A 14941-nucleotide genomic window follows, 5' to 3' on the forward strand; every position below is an offset into this window, starting at 1 on the left:
TAGTACAAGTCGGCAGAATAAACCTACCATTTCATTACAGCCAGAAAGCCCAAAATTAAAGCAGGCGTGACTTTTGACTTTTGACTTTTGACCCTTCGACTCCTTTCGACTGCACTCAAGGCAAGTCGCTCAGAGTCAAGGCTGAACGAAGCCGAAGCCTTGACTTTTGACTTGCGGTACTAGCCGTTCATTTCCTGCACAAAATTTGTATAGACATTACCCTGTAAAAACTGTGGAGTTTCCATAATTTTTTGATGAAACCCGATGGTGGTAGGTAATCCAGTAATGGCACATTCCCGCAGCGCGCGTTTCATCCGGTTAATAGCAGTGGGTCGGTCTGGTGCCCAAACAATTAACTTGCCGATTAAGGAATCGTAGTAGGGCGGGATTTGGTAATCTGTGTAAACGTGGGAATCAATCCGCACACCAGGGCCTCCGGGGGGCAGATAGCTACTGATTCGTCCAGGAGAAGGGCGAAAGTCATGGTCGGGATCTTCAGCATTGATTCGGCATTCGATCGCATGACCTCGTAATACTACTTGCTCTTGGGTAAGCCTGAGTCTTTCCCCTTGGGCAATGCGAATTTGTTCGGCAACTAAATCTATCCCAGTAATCATCTCTGTTACAGGATGTTCTACTTGAATCCGGGTGTTCATTTCCATAAAGTAGAATTTACCGGATCTATCCAGGAGAAACTCAATAGTACCCGCCCCACTGTAGTTAATGAATTGGGCAGCTTTGACAGCAGCTTGTCCCATTTTTTCACGTAGGTCTTGATCGAGAGCCGGACTAGGAGCTTCTTCTAACAGCTTTTGATTCCGGCGCTGAATTGAGCAATCCCGTTCACCCAAGTGGATTACATTACCGTAGTTATCCGCCAAAATTTGAAATTCAATGTGGCGGGGACGTTCAATAAATTTTTCTATGTAAACGCCAGAATTCCCAAAAGCTGCTCCTGCTTCGCCTTGGGCTGCGAGAAAAAGTTTAACAAATTCGTCTTCAGAACGAACTAGGCGCATACCCCGTCCACCGCCACCTGCTGTAGCTTTGATCATCACTGGATAGCCGATATCCTTGGCGAATCCTAATCCTTCTTGCTCGGATTCTACCAATCCCTCAGTACCTGGTACCGTCGGTACTCCAGCTTTTTGCATGGTTTCTTTGGCAGTGGATTTATCGCCCATCCGTCTCATAGCTTCTGGAGTTGGGCCGATAAAAGCAATATGATGGTCGGCACAGATTTCCGCAAACCGGGCATTTTCTGCCAAAAAACCATAGCCTGGATGAATGGCAGTAGCATTGCGCGTCAGTGCAGCAGCAATAATATTGGGAATATTCAAATAACTTTTACCGCTAGCAGGTTCGCCAATGCAAACTGCTTCATCAGCAAGTTGGACGTGGAGAGCATTACGGTCAACGGTGGAGTGAACCGCAACTGTGGCAATTCCCATTTCTTCACAGGCGCGGAGAATGCGAAGGGCGATTTCTCCCCGATTGGCAATTAATATTTTGTCAAACTTCATTTTTTAGTTTCGATATCATTACCAGTAGATTGACATTTTCTCTGATCCAACTTGAAACAATGCTTCCACATTATTTCAAATTATTGCAGGATATTCACCACCCTGATTCTAAGCAAACGCAAGATGTGCAGGCTTGCTGCCTCTACGGGTCTTACTACACTAACAACATTGCTGCTGTAAGTCTTGGCTAGACTACCAAGCTGGACTTTTGCATAGGCGTAGCCCTTCCTAGATATCGCCTACAGCAGACGCATACCCCATTGCACCCCGCCAAACACACACAGTAGCTCTACCCTTTTCAATATCCCTTGTACAGCTGCTCAATTTCTGTCAGTCTGATACCGCCTTGAGAAAATTTATATTTTTGAGCAACTGAATTTAGATATCACCTTACTATAATTATTTTCTTATGCTATAGTCTATTCTTAGACAAACCATGCGGATGTGGCGGAATTGGTATACGCGCACGCTTGAGGTGCGTGTGGCTTTGCCTTGGGAGTTCGAGTCTCCCCACCCGCATTTTTGCTTGTTTAAGCATAGGGTCAATAGTCACAGGTCAAAAAACCTTAGACTGTTGACCCTTAAATATTAAGTTTGCTTCCGCAGCACTTCAGTGCTTACTAGATATTAAGTAAAGTTGCCTTGTCAAAGTACTAGTCCTTTATGCTTTTATAGAAATAGGTGAAGTTTTGTAAAAAGCATTGACTATTTCTTTTCCGCCAACAAACAACCTAACACTGCCACCAGCTTGGCATCGCCTCACTCCGATTTGGCAAGGAGGGGAGGAAATAATTCAACAAAGTTTACCTCACACTCAGCTAGCGCCTGCATGGCAGCTAATGCTTTTGGGTGACGGCTCTCCAACACGTCACTTAGAATTGCTCACAGGTGAGGCTATAGAAGTAGATGTTATTGATATGTCATTGATTGGCATGGACTTGGATGCTGCTCCTGAGTTAATCCAAGCTGTCCCAGAACCGCGATTACGGCGACAAGTATGGCTGCGTACCGCTTCTGGTCAAAGATTAGCCTATGCTACTTCGTGGTGGGAAGCCAGTCATGTCGATGAGTATTTACAAAACCGTTCATTACCAATTTGGGCAAGTTTAGCTCGTCTTCGCACAGAATTGTATCGGGATGTTCGAGGAATTTACTACGGTGACTCATTGGCACTAGAGTCCGGTTTTGGTATAACTGGGCCTTTTTGGGGTCGCCACTACTTGTTTTGGCATCATGGACAACCACTGACATTAATTTATGAAGTTTTTTCACCTTATTTAACTAAATATTTGGGGCCTATGCAGTTGAGTGCTGTTAATGCTGAGGCATAGTATTATTTAAAAGTTTTTCATCTTTTACAGTGCGCCCCAGAGCATGGGAATTTTGCATTAATGACTTTGAAGATGAGTAATCTATGTAAAATCCCGGACACTGAATTGATCTTGCTTAGATCAAGTCAACACCACAAATGGAGGCTCTATAAATAAAAGGTAGTCTGGGTTACAGATTACTTGCAGCTTTTTCAAGTTAGTTATATCCTCAAAGTGCTTGAAATCAAGGATGTTAACTTTCGGAGACTTTCCGAAAAAGACAGCCCTTTAAAGGAAGTGTCCTGCGAAATTTAACAAAGCATGTTAAAAAAGGTAACTAACCACTAAAACACCGCTTTGAAACAGTAGAGAAGGTTGATTACGGAAATATTATCAATGTCTATGGTGGAGAAATTTATGAAATTAACTACCTAGATCGCAAGAAACTTTTTGGTTGACTTAACCAATTCAGCAAGTAATGAGTTTGGAAATATGAGGTATAGGTTTCAATGGCACCGCCTCTTGTGTCTGTTCCGATGAAGAAAAATAAGAAACCGTCTCTGGTGCTGACGCTCTCGGCTGCTGGGTTATTGATTGGTGCGGGGAGCGTAGCTTACTGGTTGTTAGCTCAGAGACAAATATCTTCTAGCGATTTGCTAGTAGGTGCAAATATTATTCCTGGTGATGCCTTGTTTGCGGTTTCTTTAACAACAGATCCGCAGCAATGGCAGAAATTGCGGCAGTTTGGGACAAAAGAAACTCAAACAGAACTGGACAAAAATTTAGTCCAGTTACGCGATCGCTTTCTGACTAATAATGGTTACGACTTCCAAAAAGATATCGCTCCTTGGGTAGGCAACGATGTGACGATCGCAATTCTTGCCCCAACAATAGGGAAGAAACCCGCACCCAAACCAGTTACCACCAATGAAAGTGCTGCTAGCGATCAGCAGTCGATGGTAATGGTATTGCCAGTAAAAAATTCAGAAATCGCCAAAAGCATTTTGGCACAACCCAAAACCCTTAAACAAGGCAAATGGATTGACCGTACTTATCAAGGGATCGCCATCAAAGAAGGTGAGGGACAAGCAGGGCAAAACTTCTCGACTGCATTACTAGATGGGCGTTTTTTAGTCATAACTGATAGTCCCAAAGCTACAGAGCGAGCGATCGATGCTTATAAAAATAAAACATCTCTAGCCACAACAGGAGGCTTTACTGAGAATTTCCCGAAAATTGCCAATTACCAACCCTTTGCCCAGTTTTATGTAAATGTGCCAACAGCAGCGAAAATAGCCGCAGCTTCTCCAAACCGCCCTTTACCTGCTCAAGTTTTAGCTCAACTGCAAAATAACCAAGGTTTAGCCGGGACAATAACCTTAGAGTCAGAAGGAATCCGCTTCAAGGGCGTTTCTTGGTTAAACCCTAATAGTCAACGTGTGCTGGTGGTGGAAAACAAAGCTGGGAAAATGCAAAGCCGCATACCAGCAGAAACCTTAATGATGCTTACTGGTGGTAATTTACAGAGATTGTGGAGAGACTATGTTTTAACATCTCAGGGAAATCCTTTGTCACCGATCGCACCAGAACAGATTCGAGGTGGGATAAAATCCCTTACCGATCTTGATTTAGAGAAGGATTTGCTTAGTTGGATGAAAGGGGAGTTTTCGTTATCAGTAATTCCTGCTACTCCAAAAGAAGGTTCACCAAATGATTTTCGTGCGGGTTTGCTGTTCATGGTACAGACAAGCGATGCCTACGGCGGGCAAAGCCTACGCAAATCAGCTGAGGCATCCATCAGTAAGCTGGATGAAGTTATGAAAAATCAATACCAGTTTCAAGTGCAACCAGGGAAAGTCGCAGGTCAATCTGTTGTTAACTGGGTATCACCTTATGGTACGTTAACTGCTACCCGCGGTTGGTTAGATGGAGATGTCGCCTTCTTGGTAGTGGGCGCTCCCATCACCGATAAAATTGTTCCCAAACCTAACTACACACTAGCTGGCACTCTTCCCTTCCAACAAACAGTTCCTACAGAACCCAATCCAACCAATGGTCAATTTTTCCTGGATGTGGAACGAACTGTGAAAAATTTCCCTTTACCAACTCTAATTCCCAATCAACAAATTTTGCTAGATGCAACGCGCTCAATTGGTATGACATCTGCTATCAGCGACAATCGCAGTAACCGTTACGATATTTTTGTCGAACTCAAAAAAGTTACTAACGCGACTACATTGCCTAGTCCAGAAGGGGGTAAGAGTAACTCTGTTAGATAGCGAGTGGGCAGGGGAGCAGAGGGGCAGGGGTGCAGGGGAGCAGGGAGATGAGGGAGATGAGGGGACAAGGAGATAAACAAAACTCTTAACTCTTAACTCTTAACTCCTAACTCAGCACTCAGCACTCAGCACTCCTAATGCCCCATTCCCGATTCCCCTCTTAACATATAGGATCAAAACAGTCAGAATCGATATTTTAAATCATCCACGGAGAGAAGACTTTATGAATTTGGTTGTACTCCAAAACTGGCTGGACAATGCGTCCTTTGCCATATTATTCCTAACAATGCTGGTGTATTGGGGAGGAGCGGCTTTTCCAAATCTGCCTTATCTAGCCGCTTTGGGGACAGCTGGGATGGCGATCGCAAATTTGTGTATAGCTACTCTACTAGGGGCACGATGGATCGAAGCTGGTTACTTTCCCTTAAGTAATCTCTATGAATCCCTGTTTTTCTTAACTTGGGGAATAACCGCCGTCCATCTGATTGCGGAAAATAGTAGCCGTAGCCGCTTAGTAGGAGTTGCGACAGCCCCGGTGGCAATGGCGATCGCAGCTTTTGCTACTATGACACTACCATCGCAAATGCAAGCGTCAGAACCCTTAGTACCTGCCTTGAAGTCAAATTGGCTAATGATGCACGTCAGCGTTATGATGCTGAGTTATTCTGCTTTGATGGTGGGTTCGTTATTAGCGATCGCTTTCTTAATAGTCACTCGCGGTCAAAATATTCAACTCCAAGGCAGTTCTGTAGGTAATGGTGGCTATCGCAGCAACGGCTATCGCTTGCACAAAGCCACTGAACTAATTTCTCAACCACCAACCCCTGCTGTCGAAAATAACGGCTTTGCCCGTTTTGAAAGTAGTAGCAACGGCAACGGTAACGGTAACACCGCTGTTTTGAATTTAGTAACTACTCCTGAATCTCAAGCCATAGCATCTGCTGAACCTCTTTCACCCCAGCGCCTTAGCCTTGCTGAAACCCTCGACAACATCAGCTATCGCATCATCGGACTAGGATTTCCCCTGCTGACAATTGGCATTATTGCTGGTGGCGTTTGGGCTAACGAAGCCTGGGGTTCCTACTGGAGTTGGGACCCGAAAGAAACTTGGGCATTAATTACCTGGTTAGTGTTCGCTGCCTACCTTCACGCCAGAATTACTCGCGGTTGGCAAGGGCGTCGTCCCGCAATTTTAGCCGCCACCGGCTTGCTTGTGGTTTGGGTTTGCTATCTCGGTGTGAATCTTTTAGGTAAAGGTTTGCATTCTTACGGTTGGTTTTTCTAAGAATCGTTTAAATAAAACTACCCCACCCGCGCTGCCGCGCACTCTCCCCTTGCCAACTACGGTGTATACACAAGTCTGAAATAGTTTACTCAGCTGCTTTTTTGCGTCAGTTTTACCCCACCCTAACCCTCCGCGTATGTATTGGGGAGGGAACTAGATTTCTTTTTCCCCCCAATAAACGGCGGGATTAAGGGGGTAATTTGACTTGTGTGTACACCGTAGCCTTGGAAAGGGGAGGGAACTAGATTTCTTTTCCCCCAATAAACCGCGGGATTAAGGGGGGTAACTTGACTTTTGTATATACCGTAGCCCCTTACCAAGGGGAGGGTTGGGCAGGGGTAAAGCGAGAATTATAGGCTAATTTACCAGAGATGAAATTATTACCGAATTTTTATTTGAGCAGCACTAAATCTATAAAATCATTATTTTATTTCGGATGAACTGTTATATCTCTAGAAAATATAGATTTATTGATGGAGATTTTTATGGAAGATGGATTCGAGAGACTAAATCACGATGAAGTTGTGTCTATAGAACCAGACACATTTAATAAGTTAAATATTGCTAAAACCTTTAAAGTCCGTGATTTGATTACAGCAATTAAAGAATATGTTGGAGCAGAAGAAACAGATGAAGTAAATTTGTATACCCAAGGATTAAATTGTGAAGTTTTACAGTTTAGTACTTTAGGATGGAAAAAAGGAAAAGTGAGACTTGCTTTAGAATTTTGTCCTGATGAATCTGAGTCCCCACTTGATGAAATTTTTCAAAAACTCAAACAAGTGGAAAATTAATATCCAATGAGCAAAAGAACCCCGACTTCTTAAAGGATACAGATGGTCAATAGGGGGTTTTACCCCCTAATACGGCTTAGAGCAGCAGGTCAGAAGATACAAAAAATAGAGTAACTTGTGGTATCTGTGTATGACACTGCATCCAAAAAATCAATGGGAAATACCAGAATAAACAGCACAAATACGAGGTAATTGGAGTGCCTTAAAAACCCTGCATGAAAATCCAAGCTACTCCCGCCGCTGTTAGAGGTACGCTGAGGTTATCTGTGCCGTGGGGCGAGACTGCCTCTGCTAAGGTTGCGAAAGTAGCAGTTACTACCGCCGTCAACAATGCCCATCCTAAACTTAAAGGCGTTGCTAGGGGACTTAGCGACGAACCAGGTAGCAGTAACAGCACCAAGAAAATTACTACTGTACTTGCTACAAACATTGCTGCTGAACCTTCCCAGGAACGCACAGAACTTCCCACTTGGTATTTATGCTGCCCAAAACGTTTACCGATTAATGCTGCTAGTGCGTCACCCCAGGTCATTGCCATTATGCCAGCTACAGCAATTGGGGCGCTATCTACTGGGCCATCTGGTCGCCACAATAGCCCGAACAGCAGTGTCACTGAGATAGCGAAATAAACTGTGCCGGGTGAGCTATCTTGGGTATCCATTGCGCCGATAATTCGGTAGCGGTAAAACAAGTAGTTCAGTCCGATAAAGGTAGCAAAAGGTATAATTCCGATTTCCCAATTTTTAAACAGTAGCAAGACTCCGAAAACCCACATCCCGGCACCAATATGGATTACCTTGCGGGTCAAATCTGGCTTTACACCAAATAGCCTACGTAGCCCTTCGCCAATCACAAGCAGGGTGATAGCGTAAACATAAGAAATTGCTAGCCCGATAAAATCATTTGTCATTTGTCATTTGTTATTGGAAAAAGAACTACAGAGAGTTGTCCCTCTGCGTTGCTGATTCACTTAGGTCGATCGCTATTTCGTCTAAAGTTCTTTTCTACTGGCGAAACGCTACCAATACCTTGAAGAATACCACGACCGATTAAACCTAAACCCCGACCAACTATTTGGGTAAGGATAAAAACTATACCGCTACCGAAAATAGCTACTAGTGATTTTAAACGCGGTGCGATCGCATCACTAAATTCTAGGAGCAATGTGACTACTAAAGGAATATTAGAAAGTTTTACTAATTCCTGATTTCGAGGAGCATAAACTGAAATATTGGCAATGCCGCGAGGCGCAATTACAAATAGTTCATAGCGACTTTCAAAAACTTCTTTTGGCTCGTTTATATAATTTTTGAATCTATATTTCCATGACAAATCATTTCTGAAACGTTCAACTTCTCTTGTAGAAATTAATTGCTGCCCATAAAAATTTTGCTTAATCTCTTCTACATCTGCTAAATAATTTAACAGTGGTTGCACTACTCCATTCGCTACCTGAATCAATAAGTTTTCTAAAATCATCAATGCTTGGGATTTAGCTTCAGCGCTCACTACTGGATATGAGGTATTATCAATGTTCAATTCCGTTTGAAATAAGAGATAAGAATAAAACTCACAAACTAGCGGAATTTTATTAAGAATATCTCTTTGCACAACCTCTGGATTTTGCAGCAATAAATTAACTATTTCTATATTTTGATTAACTATTTTTATCCGAGAAAACTTCCCAAAAAAATCTATAATTACTGCTTGCCATAAATCTCTTATCAAGGTATTCCTTAGTTCATGTAATTGATTTATCTCTATTTGAGAAGTACGCAGTTCATCCAACTGTTCAGCTATTTTTTGTAGTATTAGATAAAGTAATTCCCGTTTTTTATCTTCACGAAAGATGTCAATTTCTAAAGGTATATCTGTGACATTTCGTAAAGGAAATTTAAGTTTAGTAACGCAAGATGTAAACAAGGCAGATTGTAGGGTTCCCGGACTAAGTAAAGGTGATACAGCTTGCCTTTGTTGAATGGTACTACTTAATGAAGGAGTAAAAGGCGGCTCTTCAGCAACCGGAATCTGTTCCTCTTGCCTTTCTTGTGATGAAACCAACAATCGATTTATCAACCAACGAGCCGCTAGCAGTTCTCGCCGCTGTCCAGCTAGAATTGCTCGATCTAGTATTGGTAGTCCGGGAACCTGTAATTGTGCTGTTACTGCGGCTAGGGTAGCATCAATATTAGCGATTCCTGACAAACGTAAATTATTTCGCAGTTTAGAGAAAGGGAGTGAGGAATTAGGAGTTAGGAGTGAGGAGTTAGGAGTTATTATTGCTTCTCTGTCCTGGAACCAGTAAGAACCACCATCTGCAACTTCTTGCATGACGGCGACTAACTCAGGAAGTGGTGTACCTTTAGGGCAATAGCCATTTACACCAACAGATTTCGCAGCTAAGAGCAGTCCTTGTTCTTGAATAGAACTGAGGAGCAAAATTGGTAAATTGGGATATAAGGCTCTGAGTTGCCGACAGAATTGTAAGCCTAGCTGTTGGCTGGTGGTGGAGCGACCATTGCCGAACTCCAAAACTAACAAATTTAGCTGGTTAGGGTCTTTTTCGGCAGTTTCTGCTAGAATCTGCAAGGCAATGGTATCAGTTTCTACAACTGCGATCGCTTCTAGGTTAGGAATCGCTTCTAAAGCTACCTGTAATCCCAGACGAAAAATCGGGTCTTGGTCGATTAACAATAATTTTAAAGGGCGATCGCTCATAATCCACTCAGTTAGATCGACACTGTTTTTTACCAATCAGAAAAAACTTTGATCCAAAACTTTGTCTTCCCCATTGTCACCTGTTTTCGCAAACTGATAAATCGATCATAATTGCCTTATGCAGCCTTCACTGTGTAATTAAATGAACCTGAGTATTCGACACTGGTTGGCAGAACGCCATATCGCAATCAATAAAATCAGAGGCTTTTCTGAGGGGCAATTGGCAGGTATTGCCTACCGTATTGTTCAGGATATGGAACTCAAAAGCCTCATACCTTTCGATATCTGTACCTTGGTAGAGGTTTTAGAACTGCCCTTAAGTATTGTTTGGGAAGAAATCAGTGTCATTTCCCAGTTGACAGAAAAACTGTTGCGTAGCCTCAGCCAGAAAAAACCGTTAAAACGTAACGAAGGCACATGGCTAGCGTTTCAAATTGCCTATCTCCAAGCTTTGCAAGCAATTCTAGAGCAGGAAGCAAGCTTACAAAAACCGTGGTTAGACCGGGCAATTATACCCATGCAACCACACATACTTAAAGACGATGTGGGTAAAATCATCCTCGAAGATCCGCAACTACAAGGATTGCTGAAAACTCTCAGCCCAGGTAAATTGACTGATACTCAAGCTGAACAAGCACTATCTTCGGTTGCAGATTCATTATTAGTGCAACAAATAAATAACGCTGCTATAGCTTGGTTAGTTGCCAATGGTGCAGAGGAAGCGGAAGCGAAACTTCTAACACAGCGTTTGGTTAACTCACTTCCTGGTGACATATTGGTAGTCGTCACCGAGAATGCTGCACCTTTAGCCCAACTGCAAAAATTTTTCCGTTTGGGGATTTCATTATCTCCCAGTTTCATCACCCCAGAAGTTGGTTCTACAGTCAGTGAAAAAATTGATTTGCACCGAGAACATTACCGTGCAAGTTTGATTAAAAACCTCAGTATCCCTTTGCTAATGGAATCCTTTGCTCTTAAGGATATCTATGTGCCACAAAAAGGCTTACCAATAGAGGAAAATATTTCTGAGCAAGATAAAAAAGCTGTTAAACCAGTTGACTTAAAAACATGGGTACAGCAACAGCTAACTGATTTAGAAACGATCGCTGTCATTGAGTCAGAACCTGGTTATGGAAAAACTAGTTTTTGCCAACTTTGGGCAGCAGAGGTAGCACAGGAATTGTACCCTACTTGGATGCCAATAGTAATTAGGTTGCGAGACGTAAAATACGGCAAAACTCTAATCGAAACCCTAAATTCTGCCTTTGGTGTTAATCTTTCAACTTGGTTAGAGCAAGAAAATCTCCCTTGTCTGTTGCTGCTGGATGGTTTAGATGAATTGCCCCATTCTGCTCAGGGTATCAGGGCACAAGCAATTTTTATTCAGCAATTACTAAACTTTCAATCTCAACACCGCCACAAAATTGTGTTGACAAGTCGTTCAACGACGTTACCAGAAATCGTCTCGGAACTACCGCTATTATTGAGGCGAATCATTATTCAGCCATTGGATGGGGATGAACTCAAACAATGGTTTCAACAGTGGGCAAAAGTGCAATCATTACCCATTGCCCAAAATTTCTTTACATTATTAAAACAGGCAGGGTTATTTACCAGCCAATCAAAGTTAAAAGAATTATCTGTCCTTATCCGTCAACCCTTAATGCTGCATTTGTTGGGCATCTTGCACCGAGAGGGATTGCTAGATGATGAACTATTGCAGTTAGCTGCTAATACCCAAAAGTCTTTTCTGTTATGGGAAATTCATCATCGCCTGAGTCGATGGTTGTTGGGTTATCCGCTAATTGGTGGGATCAAGACGATGCTACTGCGTTCAGGATCGGCTCATATTCACCGGACTCCAGAAGCGATCGCTAATTTACTCGCTGATCGTCATCCCCAAGATTTACTTGAGCAGATGCAAGCGATCGCTCTCAAAATTTTACACTCGCAACGTCATCAAATTAATTTAGCTGGTGAATTTAATACTTTACCAGTGTTTTATTTTAAAATTTGGAATGTAAAAAGCTCAGGTGAAAGCACAGCGAAAAGTAGTTTAATAGAGTTTTCGCATCTCAAGTTAGGAGAATCTCTTTGTGCAGATGCTATAGCTACCCAACTTAAATTTCTAACTCAGTACCAAGATGAGGCTTATGGTACGCCCACTTTTGTACTTGATTTCAGTAGCGTGGCCCAGAATATTTATAATTTACTAGGTTACGGCATACTTAGCCAAGAAATCGAAGAACTAGCGATCGCTGGATTACGCCGCCAGCAAAAACACAAATTTTCGTTTGAAGTTTTATTTCAACGTCTTTTATCTTTCTGGCGTGCTTACTGTCAAGGACGTTGGTTAGATGAGGGGATAGCCCACAACGCTTTGACTAATTTTCACGCACTGCAAAACCCTGTGAATGTTGAACAGGTGAATGCTGCGGTAGGACTGAATGTGTTTTTATTGCTTTGTGCTTGCTACCGAGAAACAAAAGTTCCATTTTGGCCTTGTGGGAATCCAGTCAATTTGACAGAATTCAACCCAGAAGTGGTGAGTGTGCTAATTGCTAGGACAACGGTTTTGCATAAAAGTGCTTTCGCAACCCGAATCAAGTCTCTGTCTGGACTCAATTTATCGGGAGCCTCTTTATCGCAAGTGATGTTAACTGGGTTAAATCTTGAGCAAACAAATTTATCTAATGCGGAGTTAACAGGGGCGAATTTGGCTGGAGCCAATTTGCAACAGGCGAACCTCACAGGCGCGAACTTACAAAACGTAAACCTTGCAGGCGCAAACCTGCAACAGGCAAATCTCACAGGCGCAAACCTGCAACAGGCAAACCTGATGGGGACAAATCTTAATTCTGCCGATCTCACCAACGCCTGCTTATTTGACACCATACTTGCTGCCACTGACAAAAAATTGGCCGCTGATAATGGTGCTTTGTTCTCTAAAGAAATGTTTCAAAAACTGAAACATTTGCGTAGTTTACCACCGCAGGCATCGCAGCAGCACTTCTTAAACACCGTGAAAATCACACCAAACACAAACGTTAATTGGAACCAAACCCCTGCGATCGGACTAATTGAGAGCTGTGAAGGCGCAATTTTGTCAGCAGATTTAGATGATGATGTCGATGATGAGACAGTTTTTGGCAATTAATTCGATTGGGGAATAGGGAATTAGGCATTGGGTACAAGAGGAAGAGGTGCAGAGGGGAAAACTTACTGCAACTTCTTTTTCTTTGCTCCCCTACTCCCTTGCTCCCCTGCTCCCCTGCTCCCCTCCTCCCCTCCTCCCTATCCCTCTTGCGGATTGCGGTAGCCAAAAAAGTTAATACTGTAGTCAGTAATCCGCACTCCTGTTTCTTCTTCAATTTTGCGGATCAAATCTTCTGGTAGTTCCACATGAACATCAAGAATTTGATTTGTATCCACACAGTTTATATGACTGTGAGAGTCACTGATATTGCCGTACAAACGCCCATCACAGCGTTCAATACACTCAATGATGCCTTGACTGGATAATGCTTCTAAATTTTGATAAACAGAAGTATGACCGATCTCTTTGCCTTGTTGGTTTAAGCGATCGTAAATCTCTCTGGCAGCAAGATGTTCATTTGCTTGCCAAAGTAATTCCAGAATAAAGCGACGCTGACGACTGACGCGCATACCCAGAATTTGACAACGCTCAAGTGCATCTTCTAAGGAACGAATTGGTCTTGTAGTAATTGTTTGTTTTTGCATATTACAGCTTGTTAACTGTTAGGGGAATTTTCCCATCTAAATGTTTATTGGTTATTTAATATATGCAATGTATATTGCATACCAATATTTTACCTGTACTTATGTTTTGGCTTTTGATCCTGTGGAAGTGACAGGTGGCGATAATGATTTTTTTTGCTTGTTGACGGCTACTTTGTCAGACCTTAATCTAAAACAAACTCATTACAACTTTAACTTAAAATTGCTGTAAATGTCCACCTTGGGGCAGGTATTGCCTTACCCAAGTAGGCTAATTCTAATGGCATACTCTATTAATGGTGTAGTAATTATTTAGTTAGAGGCGAGTAATTATAGCAATGATAAAAGTAACATTTAACTTGAGCAAGAATCGGTGAAGTGAGTAGCCACCGCAAGCATCGCCAGCGGCTCATAATATCCAGGCTAGTAACTGGATGTATATTTGTTATAACTAGCAAAAATTAAGCAAAATTATCAAATAAATTTGATCGGGTCAGACTTGTGTCTCAACCTTGGATAGGTTGACGAAATTATTAACAAAAAAGTATCAGTAAATACTAATTGATTTGTGAAGAAAACTTTGTGCTAGGGACTTGCAAAAAATAAATTATCCCAAATTATTTATATATTTGTAGGGGCGCAAGGCCTTGCGCCTCTACAATGGGATATTTTTTTAACTGGAAGTCCCCTATTAAAAGTCAATGTAGCGTCAATCCCTGAAAGCTGCTACTGTATATTCTCGATCCTACAGTTGAGCATCAAGAAAGTGGCTGCTGAATCAATGACAATTGCGATCGCACTCAATAATGACTTCATTAACAATCTAGATTTGTCGCCTGCGTCAACGGTGATTGAAAAACTGCTGCAAGATGGGGTTATATCCCATGAACAGCAGCTACGCTTTGATATCAATTACAATCTCGAACCTGGCGATCCACGGGAACTCTCAGAAATTCCAGAGGTACGCCTGTGGTTTGTGCGCCTAGATGCCAAATACCCCTGGTTGCCATTTTTACTAGATTGGAAAGCTGGAGAATTTGCTCGTTATGCCGCCATGCTTGTACCACACCAGTTTAGTTCCCAAGAAGGTATTCAGTACAATCCTGAAGCCTTAGAGATATTTTTGATGCATAAAATCTTTATCTTAGGCGATTGGCTCAAACAGCAAGACATCCCCAGCCTCTCGCGCCTAAAGTCCATGGCCCAAATGCTGGGTTATGAACTAGATGATGCTTTTTTTGGGATATTTTAACAAGAAAGAATTCAGGAGTCAGGAGCCAGAATTCAGTATGAA

The 14941-nt window shown here is 42.4% G+C and carries 10 protein-coding genes and 1 tRNA gene; 7 read left to right on the forward strand and 4 right to left on the reverse strand.

What is annotated here, in order from left to right; translation table 11 throughout:
* Positions 1-179: 179 nt before the first annotated feature.
* Complete coding sequence (gene accC, locus RMY27_RS02475; protein WP_322660167.1) at positions 180-1523, reverse strand: acetyl-CoA carboxylase biotin carboxylase subunit; 1344 nt, start codon at positions 1521-1523, stop codon at positions 180-182.
* 438 nt (positions 1524-1961) lie between these two features.
* On the opposite strand from accC, the gene RMY27_RS02480 reads away from it, so the two are divergent.
* The 5 genes from RMY27_RS02480 (at position 1962) to RMY27_RS02500 (ending at position 7191) form a co-directional block, all read left to right on the forward strand.
* A tRNA-Leu gene (locus RMY27_RS02480) sits at positions 1962-2042 on the forward strand.
* Between the two features lie 182 nt (positions 2043-2224).
* Positions 2225-2854, forward strand: a complete 630-nt coding sequence (locus RMY27_RS02485; protein ID WP_322660169.1) for a chorismate lyase — start codon at positions 2225-2227, stop codon at positions 2852-2854.
* A gap of 488 nt (positions 2855-3342) precedes the next feature.
* The gene (locus RMY27_RS02490) at positions 3343-5112 is read left to right on the forward strand and encodes a DUF3352 domain-containing protein (RefSeq protein ID WP_322660171.1); all 1770 of its coding nucleotides are present in this window, start codon (positions 3343-3345) and stop codon (positions 5110-5112) included.
* A gap of 223 nt (positions 5113-5335) precedes the next feature.
* Positions 5336-6397 (forward strand): c-type cytochrome biogenesis protein CcsB, encoded by a 1062-nt coding sequence (gene ccsB, locus RMY27_RS02495; protein ID WP_322660173.1) that lies wholly within the window; start codon positions 5336-5338, stop codon positions 6395-6397.
* Positions 6398-6882: 485 nt separating this feature from the next.
* A complete protein-coding gene (locus RMY27_RS02500; protein ID WP_094350095.1) occupies positions 6883-7191 on the forward strand; it encodes a KGK domain-containing protein in 309 nt (102 codons plus the stop codon).
* 202 nt (positions 7192-7393) lie between these two features.
* On the opposite strand, the gene RMY27_RS02505 is transcribed toward RMY27_RS02500, so the two are convergent.
* Positions 7394-8101, reverse strand: coding sequence for a phosphatidate cytidylyltransferase (locus RMY27_RS02505; RefSeq protein WP_322660176.1), 708 nt, complete (start codon positions 8099-8101; stop codon positions 7394-7396).
* 56 nt (positions 8102-8157) lie between these two features.
* The gene (locus RMY27_RS02510) at positions 8158-9909 is read right to left on the reverse strand and encodes a DUF3685 domain-containing protein (RefSeq protein ID WP_322660439.1); all 1752 of its coding nucleotides are present in this window, start codon (positions 9907-9909) and stop codon (positions 8158-8160) included.
* Between the two features lie 142 nt (positions 9910-10051).
* Here RMY27_RS02510 and RMY27_RS02515 point away from each other — a divergent pair, with 142 nt between their 5' ends.
* Positions 10052-13066 carry a pentapeptide repeat-containing protein gene (locus RMY27_RS02515; protein ID WP_322660178.1) on the forward strand — a complete coding sequence of 1005 codons (3015 nt, stop codon included), beginning with the start codon at positions 10052-10054 and terminating at the stop codon, positions 13064-13066.
* 137 nt (positions 13067-13203) lie between these two features.
* Here RMY27_RS02515 and RMY27_RS02520 read toward each other — a convergent pair whose 3' ends face one another.
* Positions 13204-13650, reverse strand: coding sequence for a Fur family transcriptional regulator (locus tag RMY27_RS02520; protein WP_322660180.1), 447 nt, complete (start codon positions 13648-13650; stop codon positions 13204-13206).
* Between the two features lie 778 nt (positions 13651-14428).
* Between RMY27_RS02520 and RMY27_RS02525 the strand changes: the two genes are divergently transcribed.
* A complete protein-coding gene (locus tag RMY27_RS02525; RefSeq protein WP_322660441.1) occupies positions 14429-14899 on the forward strand; it encodes a CRR6 family NdhI maturation factor in 471 nt (156 codons plus the stop codon).
* The last annotated feature ends 42 nt before the right edge of the window (positions 14900-14941 follow it).

Origin of the sequence: Nostoc sp. DedQUE09 (assembly GCF_034530915.1) — a bacterium.
GTDB lineage: Bacteria > Cyanobacteriota > Cyanobacteriia > Cyanobacteriales > Nostocaceae > Nostoc.

Coding starts and splice junctions, on each gene's coding strand:
- accC (WP_322660167.1), bottom strand. CDS start 1,523: ATGAAGTTTGACAAAATATTAATTGCCAATCGGGGAGAAATCGCCCTT.
- RMY27_RS02490 (WP_322660171.1), top strand. CDS start 3,343: ATGGCACCGCCTCTTGTGTCTGTTCCGATGAAGAAAAATAAGAAACCG.
- ccsB (WP_322660173.1), top strand. CDS start 5,336: ATGAATTTGGTTGTACTCCAAAACTGGCTGGACAATGCGTCCTTTGCC.
- RMY27_RS02500 (WP_094350095.1), top strand. CDS start 6,883: ATGGAAGATGGATTCGAGAGACTAAATCACGATGAAGTTGTGTCTATA.
- RMY27_RS02505 (WP_322660176.1), bottom strand. CDS start 8,101: ATGACAAATGATTTTATCGGGCTAGCAATTTCTTATGTTTACGCTATC.
- RMY27_RS02510 (WP_322660439.1), bottom strand. CDS start 9,909: ATGAGCGATCGCCCTTTAAAATTATTGTTAATCGACCAAGACCCGATT.
- RMY27_RS02515 (WP_322660178.1), top strand. CDS start 10,052: ATGAACCTGAGTATTCGACACTGGTTGGCAGAACGCCATATCGCAATC.
- RMY27_RS02520 (WP_322660180.1), bottom strand. CDS start 13,650: ATGCAAAAACAAACAATTACTACAAGACCAATTCGTTCCTTAGAAGAT.
- RMY27_RS02525 (WP_322660441.1), top strand. CDS start 14,429: ATGACAATTGCGATCGCACTCAATAATGACTTCATTAACAATCTAGAT.